This is a genomic window from Bacteroides sp. AM16-24 (genome assembly GCF_003471885.1).
Classification (GTDB): domain Bacteria; phylum Bacteroidota; class Bacteroidia; order Bacteroidales; family Bacteroidaceae; genus Bacteroides.
In genome coordinates this window covers 241,651-266,585 of sequence record NZ_QRKI01000004.1, presented here as the reverse complement: position 1 = coordinate 266,585, position 24,935 = coordinate 241,651, and the positions used below count along the sequence as shown (strand labels likewise).

The following is a 24,935-nucleotide window of genomic DNA, read 5'->3' as shown; positions in this document are numbered from 1 at the left end:
TACCCCTGAACATCACAGAAAAGGGCAGGAGTGCGAAAAACAAAAGAACAATGGCAATATTATTTGATTGGTACGAGAATCCCAAAACCAAGGACAAGCAGGACGAAGAACTGACCCTGCACCCGCGCATCCGGCTGAACGGTTCCACGGGTACCGCCCAACTACGGAGGTTTATACAAGAATATTGTTCGCTGACCGAAACCGATGTTTCGGCCGTGCTCGATGCCTTGTCGCACTTCATGGGGCGGGAATTGGGTGAAGGACGCCAAGTGCACCTGGACGGCATCGGCTACTTCCGTCCCACACTGACCTGCACCGAACCGGTGAAGGTGGATACCAAACGGAAAAGTACCAAGGTGAAACTGAAAAGTATCACTTTCCGCCCCGATATCGAACTGCGGAGCGAGATAGGCAACATAAAAGTCCAGCCGTTAAAACAACGGAATGTGTTGCAAAAGAAACTGACCTCGGAAGAGATTGACAAACGGGTGGAAAATTTCTTCACTACGCACGATTTCATGACGAAAGGAGATTTCTATTCTCTCAGTGGAATGACAAGAACCACTGCTACCCGGCATATTCGACGTCTTTGTGACGAAGGAAAGCTGGAAAATAGGGGATTGCAGAAACAGCCGATTTATGTGCTGAAGAAGTGTAATCGGTAGATTTTGAGTGAGATATGTCTTAAATGTATGGAGTGTAGGTAAAATAGCCTACACTCCATACACGCTTGCTTACACCGCGCTGTATTGCCGATGAATAAAGGGATACAGGGAAATAGTGTAAGCGTGTAGGTAAAAGTGAGGATAAACTCTATGTAAATTCTTTGTTTTTTAAACTAATTTATTGAAACCTATGACAAAACATTTTCTCTTGGGAATTCTTCTGCTCTCCGCAGTATCCCTGAACGCTCAAACTTCCGGATATTATCAGGAAGCCCCCAATCCGGTAGCCGTTAATCCGACTTTATGGTCAGAAGTTGCACAGAACCTCGTCCTAACACGTTCACTTTCAGTCAGCCGGCCGAAGCCGAATGGTTGGCGTGGCATAGTGCTAAGGAAAATCTGGACGGTTATCTCCGTTGGGCATTGAATAGCTGGGTGAAGAATCCGTTGCAGGACAGCCGTTTCACTGCGTGGGCGGCTGGTGACACTTATTTGATTTACCCCGATGCCCGTTCGTCTGTCCGCATGGAACGTCTGATTGAGGGGATACAGGCTTTTGAAAAAGTGCGTATCCTGAAGGATGAATTTAGGAAGAAGGGCAATAAAGCTGCCATTAGGAATATGGATAGAGCATTGCAAATGTTCGACGAGCAGAGCCTGAGGAAAGTGCCAGCCGCCACTGCTGTGAACAAGGCTAAGGAGGTAATCAACAGATACTGAGAAGTCTTTAACGAAAAGAGGGATTAATCTCCCCTTTTTATTTGAAGAATCTTTAGAAGATAAGGTTATAAAGAGAGCAATATTTTTATTACTTTTGCACCAATCTATCATTTACTAAGGAATTATATTCATGGCTAAGAAAAATTCAATTAAAGATACGGAACAGACTCTTTCCTTGTTTGGTAAAATAAGGGCAATCTTTAAAAACGAAACCATTCACTTTGTTATCGGCTTGATACTGGTCATCTTTTCAGTATACTTGCTATTGGCCTTTTCTTCGTTCTTCTTTACGGGAGCGGCAGATCAAAGTATTATTGACTCCGGCAGTGCGCAGGAGCTGGCTTCTACCAATAATGGAGTGAAGAACTATGCCGGTTCGCGCGGTGCACAGTTGGCAAGCTATCTCATTAACGACTGCTTCGGCATCTCGTCTTTCTTCATTCTTGTGTTCCTTGCAGTGGCGGGACTGAAGTTGATGCGTGTGCGTGTGGTTCGGCTTTGGAAGTGGTTTATCGGATGCTCGTTGTTGCTCGTCTGGTTCTCTGTCTTCTTTGGATTCGCTTTTGTGGAGCAGTACAAAGATTCTTTCTTATATCTGGGTGGTATGCATGGATACAATGTCAGCAATTGGCTGGTGTCGCAAGTGGGCGTGCCGGGCGTTTGGATGATTCTGTTGGTGACTGCTATCTGTTTCCTTATCTATATCAGTGCACGTACCGTTATCTGGTTGCGGAGGTTGTTTAGCCTCAGTTTCCTGAAGCGTAAACAGGAGGAAGAAGAGAAAGGCGAAACACCGGAAGAGTTTACAGACTCTTGGACGGCGAAAGGAAAGAAGAAACCTGCTTCTGCTCCTGATGTGGCGGAGGCTGATACAAAAGAAGAAGAAACTCCCATTGAAGTTCCTGAGCCGGTAATGGAACCGGAAAATGAAATAACACTGGATTTAGGTGGTATTACAGAACCCCAACCTGCCAAGCCGTCGGGGGAAGAAGTTTCTATGATTATTGAAACTCCGGTCTCCGATCCTGCTCCTTCTCTTCATGAGAAACCTGTAGCGGTAGAACCTACTTTTGAAATAGAAGCTGCAGAGGAGGATGACGAATATAAAGGTCCGGAAAAGGAACCTTATAATCCTCGTCTCGATCTGGAAAATTATCGCTATCCTACTGTCGACTTGATGAAGCATTACGATAATGCCGAGCCGACTATCGACATGGCGGAACAGAATGCCAATAAAGACAAGATTATAAATACGTTGCGTAGTTTTGGTATTGAAATCAGTACGATCAAGGCAACGGTGGGACCTACGGTGACGCTGTATGAGATCACTCCCGAGCAAGGTGTTCGCATCTCCAAGATTCGTGGTCTGGAAGATGATATCGCCCTTAGCCTTTCGGCATTGGGTATTCGTATCATTGCGCCGATTCCGGGAAAAGGAACAATCGGTATTGAAGTTCCGAATTCCAATCCGAAGATTGTTTCCGGACAGAGTATCATCGGTAGCAAGAAGTTCCAGGAGTCTACTTATGACTTGCCGGTTGCCTTGGGTAAGACGATTACCAATGAGGTGTTCATGGTAGATCTCTGTAAAATGCCGCACATGCTGGTGGCGGGTGCTACCGGTCAGGGTAAATCTGTCGGACTGAACGCCATTATTACTTCTTTGCTTTATAAAAAGCATCCGGCTGAACTGAAGTTTGTGTTGGTAGACCCGAAGAAGGTAGAATTCAGTATCTATTCGGTGATTGAACATCATTTCCTTGCCAAGCTGCCCGATGGAGAAGATGCTATTATTACAGACGTAACCAAGGTAGTGCAAACGTTGAATTCTATCTGTATAGAGATGGATACACGTTACGACTTATTGAAAGCTGCACATGTGCGTAATATCAAGGAATATAATGAGAAGTTTATCAATCGCCAGCTGAATCCTGAAAAGGGGCATAAATTCATGCCTTATATAGTAGTGGTGATCGATGAGTTCGGTGACTTGATAATGACGGCAGGTAAAGAGGTTGAATTGCCTATTGCCCGTATTGCCCAGTTGGCGCGTGCGGTGGGTATCCACATGATTATCGCTACACAGCGTCCGACAACAAATATCATTACCGGTACAATCAAGGCGAACTTCCCGGCGCGTATTGCTTTCCGCGTATCTGCCATGATAGACTCACGTACTATTCTCGACCGTCCGGGAGCTAACCAGCTGATCGGACGTGGTGATATGTTGTTCCTGCAGGGTGCTGATCCCGTGCGTGTGCAATGTGCCTTTATCGATACACCGGAAGTGGCGGAAATCACAAAGTTCATTGCCAAGCAACAAGGATATCCTACTGCATTCTACTTGCCCGAATATGTCAGTGAAGATGGCGGAGGTGATCTGGGAGATGTGGATATGGGGCGTCTGGATCCGTTGTTCGAAGATGCTGCCCGTCTGATTGTTATTCATCAGCAAGGTTCTACTTCATTGATCCAACGTAAGTTTGCTATCGGTTATAATCGTGCAGGACGCTTGATGGATCAATTGGAAAAAGCCGGAATTGTGGGACCTGCACAAGGCAGTAAAGCGCGTGAGGTGCTTTGTGTCGATGAAAATGACCTGCAAATGCGTTTGAACAATTTACTGTAAATCGTGTTAAACTAATGATGAAGAATGTTCTTTTAATCTGTATCTGCCTGTTCGGTCTGGCATTACCGCTTTCGGCACAGAAATTGGATGCTCAAGATATATTGGATCGTACAGCTACTGCCTTCCGTCAGGCGGGAGGTATTCAGGCTGATTTTACGGTTCAGACGTATGCTAAAAGTATCTTGCAAGGAAGTTCTACAGGGGTTATCCGTTTGAAAGGAGAAAAGTTCCTGTTGGATGCAGATGGCGTGAAGGCTTGGTTTGACGGTCGTACGCAATGGAGTTATCTTACTAACAGTGACGAAGTGAATATCTCCGAACCTACTCCCGAAGAGTTGCAAAGCATTAACCCTTATGCCTTATTGTCCATTTATAAACAAGGGTATCACATGAAGTTGGGTAAAGCTGATACTTATGGGGGTAAACCTGCTTATGAAGTGATACTGACAGCTTCTAACAGAAAACAGGATTTGCAGTGTGTTATTATCTATGTGACAAAAGATACTCTTCAACCTCTGTGTATCAGTATGACTCAGAAGGGTGGGAATAGCGTAGCTATCCGCATTACATCTTATAAAACAGGAGAATCTTACAATGATAATCTTTTCACTTTCGACAAGAAGGCGTATCCGACTGCCGAAGTGATTGATTTAAGATGAATTATTAATATAAAATGATATGATGGAAACAGAAAAAGTAAAATGTCTGATTATAGGTTCTGGTCCGGCCGGTTATACTGCAGCTATTTATGCAGGGCGTGCCAACCTTTCTCCGGTACTTTATGAAGGATTGCAACCGGGTGGTCAGTTGACAACTACTACAGATGTGGAGAACTTTCCCGGTTACCCGGAAGGAGTCAGTGGTCAACAATTGATGGATGACTTGCGCAAGCAGGCAGAACGTTTCGGTGCAGACCTGCGTTTCGGTATTGCAACTGCTTCCGACCTGAGTGCAGCTCCATATAAAGTGACGATTGATGAAGAAAAAGTGATTGAAACAGATACGTTGATTATCGCTACGGGTGCTACCGCTAAATATCTGGGACTGGATGATGAAAAGAAATATGCCGGTATGGGTGTCAGCGCTTGTGCTACTTGTGACGGTTTCTTCTACCGCAAAAAGGTGGTGGCAGTAGTGGGTGGTGGTGATACGGCTTGTGAAGAGGCTGTATACCTTGCCGGACTGGCTAAGAAGGTTTATCTGATTGTGAGAAAACCTTTCTTACGTGCTTCTAAGATCATGCAAGAGCGTGTGATGAAGCATGAAAATATCGATGTACTGTTTGAACATAATGCCGTAGGTTTGTTTGGAGAGAACGGTGTAGAAGGTGTTCATCTGGTGAAACGTATGGGTGAACCGGATGAAGAACGTTATGATTTGGCTATTGATGGATTCTTCCTGGCTATTGGTCATCAGCCGAATTCGGATATCTTCAAGGCGTATCTGGATACGGATGAAACAGGTTATATCATAACAGAAGGGGATAGTCCTCGTACGAAAGTGCCGGGTGTGTTTGCGGCCGGTGATATTGCTGATCCACATTATCGTCAGGCTATTACGGCAGCGGGTAGCGGTTGTAAGGCGGCACTTGAAGCGGAAAGATATCTTTCATCCAAATGCTTGATCTAAATTCTTCATATTAAAAGAGAAAAGCTCCGGATTGTCTTGCAATCCGGAGCTTTTCTCTTTTAATATACTTCTATCTCATCTACATATAAGTCTGAAGGAATAATATCTTCTGGTGAGTCTTTACGGCAGTCAATACCATTACGCAATGTTCCACCGCTCTTCAATGTCACCTTGATGTAACGTGCTTCGGTAGGCGTACATTCCAGCGTATCAGTGAACATTTTTCTGCCATGCTCCGGATATTCGCGAGTGTAGGATGCCTGAGCTATTTCCTTGAATTCCTTACCGTCAGTTGATACCTCTACGCGGGCTGCACTTGCAGGCAGAACACGGAAAGCAGGATTATAAAGTGTACCGAAAACGACCTTACTGATAGTGACCGGTTTCTCCATATCTACAGAGAATACGAGTTCATTGTTGTTTTTCTCGTTCAGTTTAAAAGCCACCCACGGTGTGAAAGAAGCGATATTACCTCGTTTTCCATTGGTCAATCCCAGTGTAGTGGTATCTGTGCCCAATACATCGTTTTCTCCGAAGATATCTCCACTCATCCAGCCCCAATGAGGAGTGGTAGTGTATCGTTTTCCGCTTATCAGGTTTGCATACAGTTTCTTACCGTTTACTTTGCCCAGCATCTTACCACCTTTGAAGGCGGCTGCCTGTAAGTCTATGTTGCCTTCCCAGATGAAGGGTTGTGTGTAAAGTTCGGATTTGGCAGTCGGCGCACTTCCATCCGTTGTATATCTGATTTCAGCATCCGGATAGAATGTTTCCAGTACAGCTTTCAATGTTCCGTCGTATACATGAGTGTTGATGTTTACATCAAAGAAATTACGGCAAGCTTTCACATTAATAACGTCCATACGTTCGAAATCTTCTATCATGCGGTTCCGGAAACTGTTCCAGTTTTTTCTGCTGTTTTGCGTCCAGCCAGTTTCAGCCAAGGCTATGGCACGGGGGAACGCTTGGTAGTCACGGCGTTCGTCATTCTGCATATATTCGTTCCAGATATTGCCTTGCACACCGATAATATGTTTCTTTATTAATTCTTCCGCATCATCGGGGACAGGATTATAACTATATGTTTTCTTGAGTGTGTTATATCCACCGATAGTAGTCGGTGCAGTTTCCGGTTCCTCTTGGTACTGGTCCAGATAAGCGTACGGACTCGGAGTCATAATTGCATCATGCCCGGCTTTGGCAGCTGTGATACCGCCTTCTACACCGCGCCAGGACATGACTGTTGCATTGGGAGCCAGTCCGCCTTCCAGGATTTCATCCCAGCCTATGATATTTCGTCCTTTACTGTTGAGGTATTTTTCCATACGGGTGATGAAGTAACTTTGCAGCTTTTCTTCTTTCGTATGCTTCTTACCGTCAATGGCATTCGGAGTGGTGTCGTCTTTCAGACCTAACTTTTGGATTAATCCTTGGCAATGTGCGCATTTCATCCAGGCATCCTTGGGGCATTCGTCACCGCCAATATGAATATATGAACTGGGGAATAATTCAATAACTTCATCCAATACACCTTCCAGGAATTGGAATGTTTCTTCTTTGGGACAGAAGACTTCTTCGAACACACCCCATGTGCCGGTTACTTCGTATGTCGTATCCGGTCTGCAAGACAGTTCAGGGTAGGAGGCAAGGGCTGCAATGGCATGTCCCGGCATTTCTATTTCGGGAATGACAGTGATATACTTACTTGCTGCATAGGCTACTATATTTTTGATTTCCTCTTGGGTATAGTATCCGCCATGTTCTTTTCCATCGAAGATTTGCGGCCAGTTTACATAGTAGTAGTCTATCAGTGTCTCTTTCCGTTTTGAACCTACTTCCTGTAGTTTCGGGTATTTCTTGATTTCTATTCGCCAGCCCTGGTCATCTGTCAGGTGGAAGTGGAAAGTATTCATCTTATGCATGGCAAGTATATCGATGAATTTATAAATATAATCGGTGGTGGAGAAGTGGCGGCATACATCCAGCATCAAACCACGGTAAGGAAAACGGGGAGAATCTTCTATTTCGACAGCGGGCAGAGACCAATTAGCACGTTTCACTATTGTTTCTCCATAAACAGCAGGCGGCAACAGTTGGTATATAGTCTGTACTCCATAAAAGAAACCGTTGGGATGGGATGCTGAAAGGGTGATTTCATTTGGAGTGATAGAAAGCTTGTATCCTTCTTTTGGCATTCCATCTTCCGTAACGAAACGTATATCAGGTTGTTCCGGATTTTCTTGCGGATTACTTTGCAAAGAGATACCGGAGGTCAACCGGATACGGGCGATCAGGCTGTCTGCAATGGCTTGTACTTCCGGAATGCAACCGGCAGTGGCGATAGATACTTTATTACTCAGCTGAAAACGTCCCTCTTGAGGAGTCATTTGATTGGGCATCGGAACGATGTTATACTCGTTCACTACCTCTTTGGGGTTTTGCTGACAGCCGGAGGAGGCACACAGCAGGCTTGCTAATAGCAAAGCACTCAATCCTTTTTTCATGGCATTTATGTGTGTTAAGTTTATAAATAGGGTAAAATAGGGAAGAGGAAAAAAATAATAGCCTTTAAGGGGGAAGACAATCACTATCCTTTATCCTATTTTACTTATCTTCTTTAGTTTTTCCTCATCGATGATCTTTATTTTTCGTCCGTCAATCGTGATCAGGCGTTCGGTAGCGAATTGTGATAAGGTACGGATAGCGTTAGAGGTTGTCATATTAGACAGGTTTGCCAGATCTTCGCGTGACAGATAAATACTGAGGGTAGAACCGTCTTCTTCCAATCCATAACTTTCTTTGAGGAAAAGAAGCGATTCAGCTAATCTTCCACGAATATGCTTCTGTGTCAGGTTGACAGTACGTTCGTCGGCAATTCCCAGATCGATGGACAACTGCTTGATGAAGAACATGGCAAGATCATTGTTTTGTGAAACCAATGTTGTGATAGCGCTCATTGGTATCAGGCAAATAAGAGAGGGTTCGAAAGCAGCAGCAGCAGTAACATAGTCTTCTTTGGCAAAATAGGCGCGATAACCGAAATATTCTACAGGCTTAATCATGCGGATAATCTGGCTTCTGCCGCCAACACCATCCTTATAAATCTTGACCTTTCCGTTCAAGAGACACATAAGGTATTTCGGGGTCTCACCTTCGCAGTGAATGACCTCATTTTTCTTATAATTCTGGAGCGTAAAATGGTTCGCGAGAAATTCCCGCTGCTCTTCATTCAGGGGCTCCCACATATCGGCTATCAGCTCCGGAACATTCACGTCTGACAAATTCATTTTTACCATAACTGCTGCAAAACTGTGTTATACAGCACAAATGTAAAAAGAAAAAATTAAATATTGCACAAAAGACACGAAAAGATGCAGTCTGAAGACAGGAAAATGATAATTTGGCGGCCAAGCAGCTAAATTAAGTAACGAGCTACAAGCTACCAGTGACAAGTACCTTTCGGCATGATAGCTGAGGGTGTGTCATTGGTAGCTCGTAGCTTGTAACTCGTTACTTATTTAGTGAATAGCAATTCCCTGTATTTCGGCAACGGCCAAATCTCGTCGTCAACCTCCATTTCAAGGTGATCGATATGATCACGTATCTTTTCCAGATACGGACGTACATTTTCTTCGTAGGCAAAAGCCTTATCTTTGTAGCTATCCATGTGATTGGCCACTTTACGGGCTTCGGTCATTTCGCGTACAAGGACTTTGATAGAAGTTACACGCTTGGAAATTTCCCGTATCAGTTCTTTACGATCGGCACTTAGTACTTCGTATTCTTCAGGAGAGAAGATTTCTTTAAGACCGAGTAGGTTCTCCAGCAGGCGGTTCTGGTAGCTGACTGCTATGGGAACAATGTGATTGATGGCTAGGTCTCCTAATACGCGGCTCTCAATTTGCACTTTCATGGTGTATTTTTCCAATTCTACTTCCAGGCGACAGGCGAGTTCCGTTTCATTAAAGATACGTTCGCCAATCAATACTGAACGGGATTGGTTGTCCATATAGTGCATCAGAGCTTCGGGTACATGGCAAATATTAGTCAGTCCGCGGCGGGCAGCTTCTTCTTTCCATTGGTCAGAGTAGCCGTCTCCTTCGAAACGGATAGCTTCGGAAGCGATGATAGTCTCTTTCAGGATGCGGAAAATGGCTTCATCTTTACCAATTCCTTCTTCCATCAGTTTGTCGATGGATGCTTTGAATTCATTCAACTGGTTAGCCATGGCAGCATTGATAGCAATCATGGCAGCTGCACAGTTGGATGAAGAACCGGCTGCACGGAACTCAAAACGATTGCCGGTGAAAGCAAACGGAGAAGTACGGTTACGGTCTGTCGTGTCGAGGAGAATCTCTGGAATACGTCCGATTCCCAATTTAAGAGTTGTTTTTTCTTCGGCAGTCATTTTATCGTCTCCTACCTGACGTACTATATCATCCAGAGTGGCAGATAATTGTCTGCCCAGGAATATGGATAAAATAGCGGGTGGCGCTTCATTGGCACCTAGGCGGTGACTGTTACCTGCACTCATTATAGAAGCACGCAGTAAATTCTGGTTTTTATAAACCATCATTAATACGTTCACTAAGAAAGTGAGGAAAAGCATGTTTCCTTTTGGATTCTTACCGGGAGCGAAAAGGTTGATGCCGGTATCTGTACAGAGTGACCAGTTATTGTGTTTTCCCGAACCGTTAACACCACTGTAAGGCTTCTCATGCAGCAACACGGCAAAGTTATGTTTACGGGCAATACGCTTCATCAGGTCCATTACCAACTGATTATGATCATTGGCAAGGTTGGCATTCTCAAAGATTGGAGCCAATTCAAATTGGTTGGGGGCAACTTCGTTATGGCGTGTTTTTGCCGGAATTCCAAGTTTGTGGCATTCTATTTCCAGTTCTTTCATGAAAGCTGTTACCCGTGGGGGGATAGAACCGAAATAGTGGTCTTCCAACTGCTGGTCTTTTGCAGACGAATGTCCCATAAGCGTGCGCCCGGTCAGACAAAGATCGGGACGGGCATTGTATAGGGCGGAATCTACCAGGAAATATTCCTGTTCCCATCCCAGATTCGTGAATACACGGGTCACATTCTTATCGAATAACTGGCATACTTCCGTGGCAGCCTTGTCCACAGCACCCAGTGCTTTCAGTAATGGGGTCTTATAGTCCAGTGCTTCACCGGTATAGGAGATAAAGATTGTGGGAATACACAATGTGGTATCTACAACGAAAGCGGGCGAAGAGACATCCCAAGCGGTATATCCGCGAGCTTCAAACGTATTACGTATGCCTCCGTTAGGGAAAGAAGAAGCGTCCGGTTCCTGCTGGATCAGTAATTTGCCGGAAAAACGTTCGATTACATTTGAATTTTCTCCAAATTCGATAAAACCGTCATGTTTCTCGGCAGTACCATCCGTCAGTGGCTGGAACCAGTGAGTGTAATGAGTGACATTCAAGGATTTTGCCCAACTCTTCATACCGTTTGCTATCAGGTCGGCTATCTCGCGGCTGATAGGGGTACCTTTTTCTATGGCGTCTGTCACAGCTTTGTAAGCTTCCCGGGGTAAGTACTCCTGCATTTTTTTGCGGTCAAACACATGACTTCCGTAATAATCGGATAATTTGTTCGAAGGGGTAGTAACTTCAAGAGGGCGCCGGTTGGCGAGCTCTTGCAAGGCGTAGAATCTCATTTTTGACATACTTGTCTTCCTTTTGTTGATTGTTGGGTGCAAAATTATATGTTTTTTCTGGAAGTACCCCTATTTTTTAGGGGGTATTCTTGAAAATAATGCAATTTTTCTTGCAGATACCCCCTGAAAAGAGTTGCTTGTATTGCAAAAAGTGCAAATTGTGATACTTGCTGTTTCTACTCTTGGGAGTATCAATGCTGTATTGGAGCCAGATCTGGTACGGGCTTGGTATGTATTTGGTATATATTAAAAAAATGGCTATTCCTTCGTTTTACAACCTTTTTTTCTATATTTGTCCCTATATATTTGGAGGTATTATCGTTGAAACATGTCTTTTGTATAGGAACCTTGCTATGTCTTTTGCTTTCAGCTTGTCCGAAAGTGCACGCATCTTTTGTCCCTGACCCTTACAATGCGAAATTACTTTCTGCGGACTCTATTATGAAGAAGGTCATCTTCTTTGCCCCTTTTTATGAAAGTATTATCGACGACTATAGAGCTGATCTTTATATTAAGGGAAAAGTGAATCTTCGCAAGAAAAATCATATTTTGCGCTTTATTCCTACCATGTTCCGTATCCGGAAAGGAGTGAGGGAATATATGATGGAGACTTATAGTGACTTGCATTTTACTGCTCCCGACATTTATGATCAGAAGGTAAAAGCGAGTGTCGGCACTTCTTCTGAGTTTTGGGAGCTGGATGGCAGGTTGCCAGAATATTTTCATGTTAATGTCTATGCTTCTACCTTATTGTATGATAAGCTCCTTTCGCCTCTGGCTCCAAATGCAATGAAATATTATTCTTATCATGTCGATTCCGTAATGGGTAAAGTGCATGATTTGCGATATAAGATTAGTTTCAAGCCGAAAAGCAAGAGTTTTCAGTTGGTGAGCGGGCACATGGTGGTCAGCGAGAATGTATGGAGTGTACGTGAGATGCATTTTAGCGGACGTTCTGAAATGTTGCGTTTCGACAATATGATACGTATGGGGGATGTGGGTGAGTCGGATGAGTTCTTGCCTGTACATTATGATGTGGATGCTACTTTCCGCTTTTTGGGCAATGTGGTTGATGCTAATTATATTGCTGCTCTTGATTATAAAACCATTATTCAGAAAGACCCTTCACAGTTGGAGCGAAAGAGATTGAAAAGCAAGTATGATTTGTCGGAATCCTATACATTACGCAGTGATACGAATAGCTACAGGAAAGATAGTTCTTATTTCGAGAGCATACGTCCGATTCCGTTGACTGAACATGAACAGGATTTATATAAGGATTTCTTTTTGAGCCGTGATACTTCATACCGATATAAGAAACCTAAAAATAAGAATCTGGAATTCTGGGGGCAGATAGGTGATGCACTTATCAGCCGTTATACGGTGGACCTTTCGAAATTGGGAAGTGTCCGCTGTTCACCGCTTATCAATCCCTTCTTGCTGAGTTATAGCGGGAAGAATGGTTTTTCTTATCGGCAGGAATTTAAGTACAACCGTATTTTTACGGGCGACCGTCTGTTGCGTCTCGTTCCCAGATTGGGTTATAACTTCAAGTATAATGAGTTTTATTGGTCTGTAAAGTCGGATTTTGATTACTGGCCACGCAAGCGTGCAGCTCTTCATATCAGCGTAGGTAATGGTCACCGCATCTATAGTAGTAGGATGTTGGATGAATTGAAAAATATTCCGGATAGTGTTTTCGATTTTGATCAGGTGCAACTGGATTACTTTAATGACTTATACTTGCAGGTGCGCCATAGTTGGGAAATTGTAAATGGCTTGTCACTGGATGTTGGTTTCTCCATGCATAAGCGTACGGAAGCCAATCGCTCAATGTATGTATCCACCAAGTCGGCTTCAAGAAGTGTGCCCTCTTCAGAAGTTTATCCTGATTGGACAGAGAAAATGCGTCATTCATACAATAGTTTTGCTCCGCGTGTCCGTCTGACGTGGACTCCCGGGCAATACTATTATATGAATGGTGATCGCAAAGTGAACTTACATTCCAAATATCCCAGTATTTCAGTGGACTGGGAGCGGGGCATCAATGGGGTTTTTAAGAGTACCGGTACCTATGAGCGTGTCGAAGTAGATATTCAGCACTCCATTCCTTTGGGATTGATGCGTGATTTTTATCTCCGCTTTGGATGGGGCGCTTTTACCAATCAAAAAGATATATACTTTGTGGATTTTGCTAACTTTACCCGTTCGAATCTTCCTGTAGGATGGAATGATGAAATTGGGGGAGTATTCCAGCTGCTTGACGGGCGGTGGTACAACTCCTCCCGTAAATACCTTCGTGGGCATTTGACATACGAATCTCCTTTCCTGATGTTGCGCCATTTGGTGAAGTATACACAGCATGTGCTCAATGAGCGCCTTTATCTGAATGCTTTGGTTGTTCCGCATCTGAATCCTTATGTTGAGGTTGGCTATGGCATCGGTACCAATATTTTTGATTTCGGAGTCTTTGGCAGCTTTGCCAACTGGAAATTTAAGGAGATAGGTTGCAAATTCACTTTTGAGTTGTTCAACCGATAGTTTCTGAAACCAGTTGCTGTAGTAGGTCCTTTAAGGTGGTAGATTGATTGGTGATTTTAAGGTTAAAGAAGAGGAGGGGCAGACCTTAGTTTTGGTTCGCCCCTCTTGCAATTTATTTGATACGCTTGTAGCCGTAAACAGCATTAGCACCCAGTTCTTCTTCAATGCGGAGTAACTGGTTGTATTTTGCCATACGGTCTGAACGGCTCAACGAACCGGTCTTAATTTGCCCGCTATTGGTAGCAACGGCAATGTCGGCAATCGTAGCATCTTCCGTTTCGCCGGAACGATGGGAGGTTACAGTCGTATATCCGTGGCGGTGAGCCATTTCAATGGCATTCAATGTTTCGGTCAGAGAGCCGATTTGATTTACTTTGATCAGGATAGAGTTTGCACAACCTTTTTCAATACCCATAGCCAGGAAGTCGACGTTAGTAACGAAGAGGTCATCACCCACGAGTTGGCAGCGGTTACCGATACGATCGGTCAGTTTCTTCCAGCCTTCCCAGTCATTTTCACTCATACCGTCCTCGATAGAGTCGATAGGGAATTGGTTGATGAGTTGTTCCAGATAGTCAATCTGTTCATCGGCTGTACGTTTCTTGCCTTTTGTACCTTCGAATTTGGTATAATCGTAGATGCCGTCTTTGTAGAATTCGGAAGAAGCACAGTCCATGGCGATCATGACATCTTTGCCCGGTTCATATCCGGCTGCTTTAATAGCAGCGATAATGCTGTTCAGAGCGTCTTCCGTACCTTCCAGATTCGGTGCGAAACCACCTTCGTCACCTACGGCAGTACTCAGGCCCCGGTCTTTTAATACTTTCTTCAATGCGTGGAATACTTCAGCACCCATGCGCAGACCTTCACGGAAAGAAGTTGCACCCACAGGGCGTATCATGAATTCCTGGAAAGCGATAGGAGCGTCACTGTGCGAACCACCGTTAATGATATTCATCATCGGTACAGGCATTACGTATGTATTGGTACCACCGATGTAGCGGTACAGAGGTATATCGAGATAGGCTGCTGCAGCTTTGGCTACGGCGAGTGATACGCCAAGAATAGCATTGGCACCCAGATTTGATTTTGTTTTTGTTCCATCCAATGCCAACATGGTATGGTCGATACCCATCTGGTCGAGGGCTGACATTCCGACAAGTTTCGGAGCGATAATATCGTTGATGTTTTCTACAGCTTTCAACACACCTTTACCTCCATAACGTCCTTTGTCGCCGTCACGGAGTTCCAATGCCTCGTGTTCTCCGGTAGAAGCTCCGGAAGGAACGGAAGCACGACCCATAAAGCCTGATTCTAACATTACATCTACTTCCACTGTGGGGTTTCCTCTTGAATCGAGTATTTCACGTCCGATAATCTTTTCTATTTTCATGTTCATTTAATTTTTTAATTGAAACTATGCTTATAACAACAGAAATGCGTAAAATGTTCGGTCGTTCGGTTCGGATCCCGTTACAGGTAGCGTCCGAAGGCTCCACCGGTAAGGGTGGCGATGAGGCCTAAAGCAACGCTTAATAAGGTGTATAGGAAAAACATCCCGTAGAACCCTTGCTTGATGAGAATCATCCCGTCGTTGCTGAAGGTGGAGAATGTGGTGAACCCGCCACACAGGCCGACGGTCAGTAACAACCGTATTTCGGTAGATAGGTTGAAGCGGGCGGAGAGGGCATAAAACAGTCCGATGAGGAAACTGCCGAGAATGTTGACGATGAATGTAGCCCACGGGAAGCAGTAAGAAGTTATCCGTTCATGCAAGGCCACTTGCACGAAATAGCGCAGCACGCTTCCGGTGCCTCCACCAAGGAATATGGCTATTAGTATTTTGGTCATATTGAGTTTTTTTGTTGAGTGCTGCAAAGGTAATGAAGATAGATTGATTCTGGTTTGTTTTTGCATTTTTATCGTTTTTTTTATCATTGCCTGCAAAAGGATACTGCTGTTTCCTGATTCTAAAAGTGCCGTCAGAAGCCTTTATGGACGGGGTGACTGTTTTTTACTAAAACCTTATTGGATTTTTACTAATTTTCCGGTAGATTTTTACTAATTTTCAGTCGTGAATTTAGTAAAAATCCGAAGGCTTTTTACTAAAGGGTGGGACGGATGTATTATGTGTAACGATTTTTTCTTATATAAGAGCAAATTATGGACAGAACTTTAGTATTGAACCTTGTTATTGGAATTGTGCTGTTGCTTTATACAACCTATCGTGCTGTTTCTATTCTTCGGGCGCAGAAGGAACTTCAACCCACTTCTGACGCAGGCGGTGAGGCATTGGGGTCGACTGTGCCGGACAATCTGTTCCGCTTCTTGAAAATCCGATTGCTCAATTTCAAAAGCATCAATCTGCTTTGGCTATTCGTACTTGGCTTTTCGGCTTTCTGTTTCGTCAACCATAGTTTTGTTTACGGTCGGATGTATCTTGCCATGGCGCTCCTGTTCGGGGCTGTCCTCTTCTGCCTGTTGCTTGTGGGCTACTATAAATCGAGGAAGCAGCAGGTGCGCACTATGGTTTCGGAAGAAGGGTTAGGCCTGCTCATGCCTTCGGGCAAATATAGCAAGACGGCATGGTGGGAGGAGATAGGCGAAGTGTACTTCTATGCCGGATATGTGCAGATTGTAAAGGGACGGAATTTAGGCAGATACAGTGGCAACACCTATAATTATTATGTGTACTATCAGGACAACCCGGCTTTGAAGAACCGGATTTTCAATCTGATTGCAACCCACTTCAAAAAGACGCGTATCTCTGATGTGGACACCTTCGTGCGCTGGGTAAAGCCATTTTGCAAGCAGGCCGCCTATATGTTCATCCCTCGGGATGTAAAGCCCGAGCCGGGTTGTTCCAAAGTAGGCGGTTACCCGTATTTGCCCGAAGATAAGACTTGGCCTTGCCATGAAGGAAAGCCATTGAGCTTTATCTGTCAGATTAATTGCGCTGAAATTCCGTATAACTCGGCTGAAGAATGGCTTATACCGAGGAAAGGGATGCTCTATGTATTTTTAGATATGACAGCTTCGTACATCTACGAAGATGAGGTCTTTTTGAAGGATCCTTTTGCGCGCGTCTTGTATTGTGATGTCCCGCTGTCTCGATTGGCTCCCGTATCGCCACCTGCACACTTGAACCAACCACTTTACATCGAGGAGCGAGCATTAAATTGGAAGAACGGATATGACTTTCCCGGGCTTTTAGATTTGGAGTCTCTGACAGGACGGGAGATGGTGAACCGTCTGTGGGCAACTTATGATGACGCTTGTATGCTTGTGGAGAAGGAGAATTTCTACAGGGAGGACTTCGCGGGGGTCGTCGCTGGAGATGCCTATTATGGTTGGCAGAAAATCTGCGCACAGGAAAAAACTTTCTCTGAAAAGGAGAAGAATGAATACACGCCCCTGGTACGAATCTATGAAGCTTGCCAGAAAACGGATAACGGCTCCGCCTCTCCAATCTATTTTGGCGACTGTGGCTTTGTCTATTTGTTCATCAAAAAGAGCGATTTGAGTCAGCTCACCTTTGAACATGTCCGCACGGCTTGTTCGTATTAGCCGTAACATGAGTAACTTCGGCTTCGGATATTCTGCAAAAGGGGGATTAATGATTAAAAACTCCCTTTTGCGTATATTGTAGAGATACTGAAAATCCCCATTATTGATAATCAGTTGTTTAGCGACCTCTCTTGTAGAGATTGCCTCCTTTCTCTTCTCTTTTCTGTAGATACTCTCTTTTTTGCTTGTAGAGACTATACTTTTGCAAGTGCTTGTTTATAAATGATTTAACATGGTTGGTTGTAGATGATGTTTTCTTGCATTTGCAGACTTCCCGCCCTAACTTTGCAACGTCGAATTCAAGAAAACGGTAGCCCGTTCGTTGAGGCCTCGCGATGGATTTCCGGTTCTTGAAGGAGAGGGGAGCTTCGGCTCTTCACCTTTATTATATTAATCATTTAAAACATTAAAAATTATGGGACTTCAATATGTAGTAGCTAAACGCGTTTTCGGTTTTGACAAGACTAAAACCGAAAAGTATGTCGCCAAATCCGTGGGAGCAGGCGAGTTGGATTTTGATAAGTTGTGCACAAAGGTGAGCCGCATTTTGGGCATCCACCGCAAGATTGTCGATTTGGTAGCCGTGGGCTTGGTAGACATCATGTCCGAAGAGATTGATGACGGAAAGACGGTTGTACTGGGAGACTTCGGACGTTTTCGCCCTTCATTTGTCGGCAAGTCGGCAGATACACAGGAGGGAGTTACGGCAAGCAACATTGTCCGCAAGCGTATTCTCTTTTGCCCGGGAAAGAACTTCAGCCAGATGCTGGGGAATATGAGCATTACCCGAATGGTGATGCCGGACACGGACTATACAGACGGTGGAGACACTGACAATAATGGCGGCTCCAAGCCTTCGGGCGGTGATGGTGGCATCGTCGATGATCCTTTGGGATAACCTTTATTCTTACTCAGGGAGGATTAGCAGGAGTTAGTAAGTAACTCCTCTAATTCCCCCGGAGTTTTAACTTCTTATTCATCGCACACCAATTTCATGCAAACGTTTGTTAATGAATCATTCACCTTTTTATCCATTAACTTCCGCTCTTACCTGTTTACTCCTTATATTTGTGTTCGGAATATCTATATTAAAAACTCCATAGCATGAGAAACATGAAAGCAACTTTTACAAAACTGGCCTTTTCCCTGCTCCTTTTATTCGTGAGCGGCGCGATGAAGGCAGAGAGCATTACTTCTCCGAACGGACAGCTCCAACTGAACTTTTCAGTGAACGCCCAAGGCGAACCAGTCTACGAACTTTCTTATAAAGGAAAGGCAGTGATTAACCCCTCCAAGTTAGGACTGGAACTAAAGAACGACCCCGGCTTGATGAACGGCTTCACGCTGGCGGATACAAAAACTTCCGCATTTGATGAAACCTGGAAACCCGTGTGGGGTGAAGTGAAGCAAATCCGCAATCATTATAATGAAATGGTTGTGACACTGAATCAGAAGGCGCAGGATCGTAATATGATCATCCGTTTCCGCCTTTTTGATGATGGGCTGGGTTTCCGTTACGAATTTCCTTTATCTAAGAATCTGAATTACTTCGTTATTAAGGAAGAGCATACCCAGTTTGCCATGACGGGTGACCATACCGCTTTTTGGATACCGGGCGATTATGATACGCAGGAATATGATTATACGGAATCTAAACTTTCTGAAATCCGAGGCTTGATGAAAGGTGCCATTACTCCTAACTCTTCACAGACTACTTTTTCTCCGACAGGTGTACAAACTTCCTTGCAGATGAAAACTGCCGATGGTCTTTATATTAACTTGCATGAGGCTGCCTTGGTCGATTATTCTTGTATGCATCTTAATCTGGATGATAAGAACTTCGTATTCGAATCTTGGTTGACTCCTGATGCAAAAGGGGATAAAGGATATCTGCAAGCTCCCTGCAAATCTCCATGGCGTACGGTTATCGTAAGTGATGATGCCCGTGATATCCTGAATTCTAAGCTGACGCTGAATCTGAATGAACCTTGTACTTACGAAGATGTTTCCTGGATTAAGCCGGTGAAATATGTAGGTGTATGGTGGGAGATGATTGCCGGTAAAAGCACTTGGGCTTATACCGATGATTTGCCTTCCGTAAAATTGGGCGAAACGGATTATACTAAAACTAAACCTAACGGACGTCATGGTGCTACCAATGAGAACGTAAAACGTTATATAGACTTTGCTGCTGAAAATGGACTTGATCAAGTACTGGTAGAAGGCTGGAACGAAGGATGGGAAGATTGGTTCGGTCACTCCAAAGATTATGTGTTTGATTTTGTAACTCCGTATCCTGACTTTGATGTAAAGATGTTGAACGAATATGCTAAGAGCAAAGGTGTGAAATTGATGATGCATCATGAAACTTCTGCTTCCGTACGCAATTATGAGCGTCATATGGATAAAGCTTACCAGTTTATGGTAGACAACGGTTACAATGCAGTAAAGAGTGGCTATGTAGGCAATATGATTCCTCGCGGTGAACATCACTATGGTCAGTGGATGAACAACCACTATCTCTATGCTGTGACTAAAGCTGCTGATTATAAGATCTGTGTAAATGCTCACGAAGCTGTGCGTCCTACCGGACTTTGCCGTACTTATCCTAACCTGATTGGTAACGAGTCTGCTCGTGGTACGGAATATGAGGCTTTCGGTGGCAGTAAACCGTTCCACACTACTTTACTTCCGTTTAATCGTCTGATTGGCGGTCCGATGGATTATACTCCGGGTATCTTTGATACGAAATTGGAATTTATGGGTGACCTGCCTCATGGACAGGTGCAGACTACTCTCTGTAAGCAGTTGGCTCTTTATGTAACATTATACAGTCCGTTGCAGATGGCTGCCGATTTAGTTGAGAATTATGAGAAGCATATGGATGCTTTCCAGTTCATCAAAGATGTAGCTGTGGATTGGGATGATAGTAAGTATCTGGAAGCAGAACCAGGTGATTATATTACGGCAGCCCGCAAGGCTAAAGGCACGAACAACTGGTTTGTAGGTGGCATCACTGACGAAAATGCACGTACTTCCAGCTTTACTTTGGACTTCCTGGAACCGGGTAAGCAATATGTTGCTACTCTCTATGCAGATGGTAAGGATGCCGATTACAAAGAGAATCCAACCTCTTATCAGATAAAGAAAGGTATTGTAACCAATAAGACTAAGATGTCTGTGAAACTGGCACGTAGCGGTGGTTTCGCTCTTAGTTTGATTGAAGCTACTCCAGCAGATAAGAAGGCTGTGAAGAAATGGAGATAAGAAATAGTTTCGGATTGAGAAAATCCTTAAAATTAGGGTAGAAAGAAGTTCTTATCAGGCATTAGGTTGGGGCTGTCTCAAAATAGTTTTTTTGAGTTCAGCCTCCTTTTTGTTCTTTTCAACCTGATTTCTTTTATCTGCGAATTAAACAAAACGTTCCTTTTGCTGTTCGGAAACCTGCATAAAAATAAGTTTTTTTAGAATTTGTCTCGTAGGAAAGTAATGTGGAGAAGAAACTTCTTTGTACCTTTGTGCCCGTCAATACTAAAATCAATAATAAATAATAGGATTTATGGGAGGATTTTTCGGGACAGTCTCCAAAGCGAGCTGTGTGACGGATTTATTTTACGGTACAGATTATAATTCACATTTAGGAACTAAGCGGGGCGGACTTGCCACGTATGATGCAGAAGAGGGCATGTTTGCCCGATCCATTCATAACTTGGAGAGCACTTATTTCCGAACCAAGTTTGAAGACGAACTGGATAAGTTTAAAGGAAATGTCGGAATAGGAATCATCAGCGACACAGATCCGCAACCCATCATCATTAACTCCCACCTCGGACGCTTCGCCATTGTAACAGTAGCTAAAATTGTGAATCTGGAAGAAATAGAAGCAGAACTACTTTCCCAAAATATGCACTTCGCCGAACTGAGTTCAGGCAATACCAATCAAACCGAGCTTATCTCACTACTCATCATACAAGGAAAAACTTTTGTAGAAGGTATAGAAAATGTTTACCGCCGTGTCAAAGGTTCTTGCTCTATGCTGCTGTTATCAGAAGATGGCAGTATCATTGCGGCTCGTGACAAGTGGGGACGCACTCCGATTGTAATCGGCCGGAAAGAAGGGGCATACGCTGCAACCAGTGAGTCAAGCAGTTTCCCGAATCTGGATTATGAAATAGACCGCTATCTCGGTCCGGGAGAGATTGTTCGTATGACTGCCGATGGAGTGGAACAACTTCGGAAGCCGGAGGAAAAGATGCAGATTTGTTCTTTCCTGTGGGTATATTACGGTTTTCCTACTTCTTGCTATGAAGGTCGCAATGTAGAGGAAGTACGTTTTACCAGTGGTTTGAAGATGGGACAGAGCGATGATTCTGAAGTAGATTGTGCTTGCGGTATTCCTGATTCCGGTGTAGGTATGGCTTTGGGTTATGCCGAAGGGAAAGGGGTTCCTTATCATCGTGCCATTTCTAAATATACACCGACATGGCCGCGCAGTTTCACTCCCAGTAAGCAGGAGATGCGCTCATTGGTGGCGAAGATGAAGCTGATACCGAACCGTGCCATGCTGGAAGGTAAGCGCTTATTGTTCTGTGACGACTCCATAGTACGGGGTACGCAATTACGGGATAATGTGAAGGTATTGTATGAATATGGTGCCAAAGAAGTACATATCCGCATTGCTTGTCCACCGTTGATTTATGCTTGTCCGTTTGTAGGTTTCACGGCTTCCAAGAGTCCGTTGGAATTGATTACACGCCGTATTATTGCAGAACTGGAAGGAGATGCGGATAAGAATCTGGAGAAATATGCCACTACCGGTTCTCCGGAATATGAGAAGATGGTCAGCATTATTGCCGAGCGTTTTGGCCTTACAACTTTGAAGTTTAATACCCTGGAAACTCTCATCGAGTCCATCGGATTGCCGAAATGTAAGGTTTGTACACATTGTTTTGATGGTAGCAGTTGCTTTTGAGTAACTCCAAATACTAACATTTTGTAAAAAGGGGCGTGAATTGCTTGGCAGTTCACGCCCCTTTTTCTACCTTTACGGCAGAACTATTGACTACTGTTGATAGATAATTGGTAGTTCATGTTCTCGATCATAAATCATAAATCATAAATAATATGGCTTTAGTAGAACGTTTTTTGAAGTATGTAAGCTTCGACACCCAGTCCAGTGAAGAGACAGAGGTGACTCCAAGTACTCCGGGGCAAATGGTATTTGCCAAATATCTGAAAGAAGAATTAGAGTCTTTAGGTTTGGAAGACATAACGCTGGATGAGCATGGCTATTTGTTTGCCACACTTCCGGCAAATATCGATAAGCCGGTACCTACTATTGGTTTTATCGCCCACATGGACACCAGTCCCGATATGAGTGGCAAAGATGTATCTCCCCGCATTGTTCAAAACTATGACGGTTCGGACATCGTGCTCTGTGCAGAAGAAAATGTAGTTCTTTCTCCGTCTCAGTTCCCTGAGCTGCTGGATCATAAAGGTGAAGACCTGATCGTGACCAATGGCAAGACATTGTTGGGCGCAGATGATAAAGCAGGTATTGCCGAAATCGTTTCTGCGATAGTGTACCTGAAAGAGCATCCTGAAATCAAGCATGGCAAGATTCGTATTGGTTTCAATCCGGATGAGGAAATAGGATTGGGCGCACATAAATTCGATGTGGAGAAGTTCGGTTGCGACTGGGCTTACACAATGGATGGCGGTGAAGTAGGAGAGTTGGAGTTTGAAAACTTCAATGCGGCATCTGCTAAAATCACCTTCAAAGGTCGCAATGTGCATCCGGGTTATGCCAAAAATAAGATGATTAATTCAATTCGTGTAGCCAACCGTTTCTGTGCCATGTTGCCTGCTCATGAAACGCCCGAACATACCGAAGGTTACGAAGGCTTCTACCATCTCATCAGTTTCAACGGCGATGTAGAGCAGACTACAGTGGCTTATATTATCCGTGATCATGACCGTGCACGTTTCGAGAGCCGCAAGAAGAAAATAGAACGCTTTGTCAGTGAAATCAATGCTGAATATGGTGAAGGTACGGCAACGCTTGAACTCCGTGACCAATACTATAATATGCGTGAGAAGATTGAACCGGTAATGCATATCATTGATACGGCTTTTGCCGCAATGGAGGCTGTAGGTGTGAAACCGAATGTGAAACCTATCCGTGGTGGTACGGATGGCGCGCAGCTTTCTTTCAAAGGTTTGCCTTGCCCCAATATCTTTGCAGGTGGTCTGAACTTCCATGGACGATATGAATTCGCTCCTATCCAGAATATGGAGAAAGCGATGAAGGTCATCGTGAAGATTGCCGAACTTGTTGCTATAAAATAATTTAATACCTTAAGACATGAAAACCACTCCGTTTACAGAAAAACATATCTCGCTGGGTGCTAAGATGCATGAGTTTGCGGGATATAATATGCCGATAGAATATTCCGGTATCATTGATGAACACCTCACAGTTTGTAACGCTGTGGGTGTATTCGACGTTTCCCACATGGGAGAATTCTGGGTGAAAGGCCCCAATGCGTTGGCTTTTCTTCAGAAAGTGACTTCCAATAATGTGGCTGCCCTGACTCCGGGCAAGGTGCAATATACCTGTTTTCCCAACGAAGAAGGCGGTATTGTAGATGACTTGCTGGTTTATCATTATGAACCGGAGAAATACCTGTTGGTAGTGAATGCTTCGAATATAGAAAAAGACTGGAACTGGTGCGTTTCGCACAATACCGAAGGTGCCGAATTGGAAAATGCTTCCGACCACATGGCACAACTTGCCGTGCAGGGACCGAAGGCCATTCTTGCTTTGCAGAAACTGACGAGCATAAACTTGTCGGAACTGCCGTATTACACCTTTACGCATGGTGAGTTTGCCGGTGAGAAAGATGTGATTATTTCCAATACCGGCTATACCGGTGCAGGAGGTTTTGAGCTTTACTTCTATCCCGAAGCTGCCATGAAGATTTGGAATGCCGTGTTTGAAGCAGGTGAAGAATTTGGCATCAAGCCGATTGGCTTGGGTGCACGCGATACGCTTCGTCTGGAAATGGGCTTCTGCCTGTATGGCAATGATCTGGATGATACGACATCACCTATTGAAGCTGGTTTGGGATGGATTACCAAGTTTGCTGAAGGTAAGAACTTTATCAATCGTCCGATGCTTGAAAAGCAGAAAGCGGAAGGTACTGTCCGTAAGTTGGTCGGTTTTGAAATGGTGGACCGTGGAATTCCCCGTCATGGATATGAGCTGTTCAATACAGAAGGCGAAGCTATCGGAGTAGTAACTTCAGGTACAATGTCACCCACTCGTAAGATTGGTATCGGTATGGGCTATGTGAAACCGGAGTATAGTAAAATAGGTACGGAAATTTGCATTGATATGCGTGGACGTAAGCTGAAAGCAGTAGTGGTTCGCCCGCCATTCCGTAAATAAGATGAGTCTTTCTCACCACAGAATTCCAAGATTTGCGCA

Annotated in this window: 16 protein-coding genes and 1 pseudogene; 12 read left to right on the top strand and 5 right to left on the bottom strand. The window is 44.2% G+C overall.

The window, feature by feature from the left end; translation table 11 throughout:
* The first annotated feature begins 50 nt into the window (after positions 1-50).
* The 5 genes and pseudogenes from DW182_RS07405 (at position 51) to trxB (ending at position 5,643) form a co-directional block, all read left to right on the top strand.
* Positions 51-665: a DNA-binding protein gene (locus DW182_RS07405; protein WP_044532207.1), complete on the top strand. Its 615-nt coding sequence runs from the start codon at positions 51-53 to the stop codon at positions 663-665.
* 315 nt (positions 666-980) lie between these two features.
* A pseudogene (locus DW182_RS07400) lies at positions 981-1,385 on the top strand (DUF4091 domain-containing protein); the annotation flags it as partial.
* Between the two features lie 130 nt (positions 1,386-1,515).
* Positions 1,516-4,014, top strand: a complete 2,499-nt coding sequence (locus DW182_RS07395; protein WP_118295131.1) for a DNA translocase FtsK — start codon at positions 1,516-1,518, stop codon at positions 4,012-4,014.
* Positions 4,015-4,028: 14 nt separating this feature from the next.
* Positions 4,029-4,673: a LolA-like putative outer membrane lipoprotein chaperone gene (locus tag DW182_RS07390; RefSeq protein ID WP_118295130.1), complete on the top strand. Its 645-nt coding sequence runs from the start codon at positions 4,029-4,031 to the stop codon at positions 4,671-4,673.
* 19 nt (positions 4,674-4,692) lie between these two features.
* On the top strand, positions 4,693-5,643 hold the full coding sequence (gene trxB, locus DW182_RS07385; RefSeq protein ID WP_181982159.1) for a thioredoxin-disulfide reductase: 951 nt from the start codon (positions 4,693-4,695) through the stop codon (positions 5,641-5,643).
* 59 nt (positions 5,644-5,702) lie between these two features.
* Here trxB and DW182_RS07380 read toward each other — a convergent pair whose 3' ends face one another.
* From DW182_RS07380 to DW182_RS07370, 3 genes are all read right to left on the bottom strand, one after another.
* Positions 5,703-8,147 (bottom strand): glycoside hydrolase family 20 protein, encoded by a 2,445-nt coding sequence (locus DW182_RS07380; RefSeq protein ID WP_118295171.1) that lies wholly within the window; start codon positions 8,145-8,147, stop codon positions 5,703-5,705.
* A gap of 90 nt (positions 8,148-8,237) precedes the next feature.
* The gene (locus DW182_RS07375) at positions 8,238-8,939 is read right to left on the bottom strand and encodes a Crp/Fnr family transcriptional regulator (RefSeq protein ID WP_007666315.1); all 702 of its coding nucleotides are present in this window, start codon (positions 8,937-8,939) and stop codon (positions 8,238-8,240) included.
* A gap of 218 nt (positions 8,940-9,157) precedes the next feature.
* Entirely contained in the window at positions 9,158-11,347 is a 2,190-nt protein-coding gene (locus tag DW182_RS07370) for a glutamine synthetase III (protein WP_044533634.1), read from the bottom strand.
* Positions 11,348-11,779: 432 nt separating this feature from the next.
* Between DW182_RS07370 and DW182_RS07365 the strand changes: the two genes are divergently transcribed.
* Entirely contained in the window at positions 11,780-13,879 is a 2,100-nt protein-coding gene (locus DW182_RS07365) for a DUF5686 family protein (RefSeq protein ID WP_007666313.1), read from the top strand.
* A gap of 112 nt (positions 13,880-13,991) precedes the next feature.
* Here DW182_RS07365 and eno read toward each other — a convergent pair whose 3' ends face one another.
* A complete protein-coding gene (gene eno / locus DW182_RS07360) occupies positions 13,992-15,272 on the bottom strand; it encodes a phosphopyruvate hydratase (protein ID WP_044533639.1) in 1,281 nt (426 codons plus the stop codon).
* Between the two features lie 80 nt (positions 15,273-15,352).
* Entirely contained in the window at positions 15,353-15,730 is a 378-nt protein-coding gene (gene crcB / locus DW182_RS07355; RefSeq protein ID WP_044533633.1) for a fluoride efflux transporter CrcB, read from the bottom strand.
* 312 nt (positions 15,731-16,042) lie between these two features.
* Here crcB and DW182_RS07350 point away from each other — a divergent pair, with 312 nt between their 5' ends.
* From DW182_RS07350 to gcvT, 6 genes are all read left to right on the top strand, one after another.
* A complete protein-coding gene (locus DW182_RS07350; RefSeq protein ID WP_118295129.1) occupies positions 16,043-17,446 on the top strand; it encodes a DUF1963 domain-containing protein in 1,404 nt (467 codons plus the stop codon).
* A gap of 415 nt (positions 17,447-17,861) precedes the next feature.
* Positions 17,862-18,344, top strand: a complete 483-nt coding sequence (locus tag DW182_RS07345; protein WP_044533631.1) for a DsbA family protein — start codon at positions 17,862-17,864, stop codon at positions 18,342-18,344.
* Positions 18,345-18,550: 206 nt separating this feature from the next.
* Positions 18,551-20,713, top strand: a complete 2,163-nt coding sequence (locus DW182_RS07340; protein WP_118295128.1) for a glycoside hydrolase family 97 protein — start codon at positions 18,551-18,553, stop codon at positions 20,711-20,713.
* Between the two features lie 292 nt (positions 20,714-21,005).
* On the top strand, positions 21,006-22,418 hold the full coding sequence (locus DW182_RS07335) for an amidophosphoribosyltransferase (RefSeq protein WP_007666294.1): 1,413 nt from the start codon (positions 21,006-21,008) through the stop codon (positions 22,416-22,418).
* A gap of 152 nt (positions 22,419-22,570) precedes the next feature.
* Positions 22,571-23,794, top strand: a complete 1,224-nt coding sequence (gene pepT / locus DW182_RS07330; protein WP_118295127.1) for a peptidase T — start codon at positions 22,571-22,573, stop codon at positions 23,792-23,794.
* A 16-nt stretch (positions 23,795-23,810) separates the two neighbouring features.
* Complete coding sequence (gcvT, locus tag DW182_RS07325; protein WP_118295126.1) at positions 23,811-24,896, top strand: glycine cleavage system aminomethyltransferase GcvT; 1,086 nt, start codon at positions 23,811-23,813, stop codon at positions 24,894-24,896.
* The last annotated feature ends 39 nt before the right edge of the window (positions 24,897-24,935 follow it).

Excerpts from the sequence above, each read along its gene's own strand:
- DW182_RS07365 (WP_007666313.1), top strand. The coding sequence starts at position 11,780 with ATGAAGAAGGTCATCTTCTTTGCCCCTTTTTATGAAAGTATTATCGAC.
- DW182_RS07380 (WP_118295171.1), bottom strand. The coding sequence starts at position 8,147 with ATGAAAAAAGGATTGAGTGCTTTGCTATTAGCAAGCCTGCTGTGTGCC.
- trxB (WP_181982159.1), top strand. The coding sequence starts at position 4,693 with ATGATGGAAACAGAAAAAGTAAAATGTCTGATTATAGGTTCTGGTCCG.
- DW182_RS07390 (WP_118295130.1), top strand. The coding sequence starts at position 4,029 with ATGATGAAGAATGTTCTTTTAATCTGTATCTGCCTGTTCGGTCTGGCA.
- eno (WP_044533639.1), bottom strand. The coding sequence starts at position 15,272 with ATGAAAATAGAAAAGATTATCGGACGTGAAATACTCGATTCAAGAGGA.
- gcvT (WP_118295126.1), top strand. The coding sequence starts at position 23,811 with ATGAAAACCACTCCGTTTACAGAAAAACATATCTCGCTGGGTGCTAAG.
- crcB (WP_044533633.1), bottom strand. The coding sequence starts at position 15,730 with ATGACCAAAATACTAATAGCCATATTCCTTGGTGGAGGCACCGGAAGC.
- DW182_RS07340 (WP_118295128.1), top strand. The coding sequence starts at position 18,551 with ATGAGAAACATGAAAGCAACTTTTACAAAACTGGCCTTTTCCCTGCTC.
- DW182_RS07345 (WP_044533631.1), top strand. The coding sequence starts at position 17,862 with ATGGGACTTCAATATGTAGTAGCTAAACGCGTTTTCGGTTTTGACAAG.
- DW182_RS07375 (WP_007666315.1), bottom strand. The coding sequence starts at position 8,939 with ATGGTAAAAATGAATTTGTCAGACGTGAATGTTCCGGAGCTGATAGCC.
- DW182_RS07350 (WP_118295129.1), top strand. The coding sequence starts at position 16,043 with ATGGACAGAACTTTAGTATTGAACCTTGTTATTGGAATTGTGCTGTTG.
- DW182_RS07405 (WP_044532207.1), top strand. The coding sequence starts at position 51 with ATGGCAATATTATTTGATTGGTACGAGAATCCCAAAACCAAGGACAAG.
- DW182_RS07370 (WP_044533634.1), bottom strand. The coding sequence starts at position 11,347 with ATGTCAAAAATGAGATTCTACGCCTTGCAAGAGCTCGCCAACCGGCGC.
- pepT (WP_118295127.1), top strand. The coding sequence starts at position 22,571 with ATGGCTTTAGTAGAACGTTTTTTGAAGTATGTAAGCTTCGACACCCAG.
- DW182_RS07335 (WP_007666294.1), top strand. The coding sequence starts at position 21,006 with ATGGGAGGATTTTTCGGGACAGTCTCCAAAGCGAGCTGTGTGACGGAT.
- DW182_RS07395 (WP_118295131.1), top strand. The coding sequence starts at position 1,516 with ATGGCTAAGAAAAATTCAATTAAAGATACGGAACAGACTCTTTCCTTG.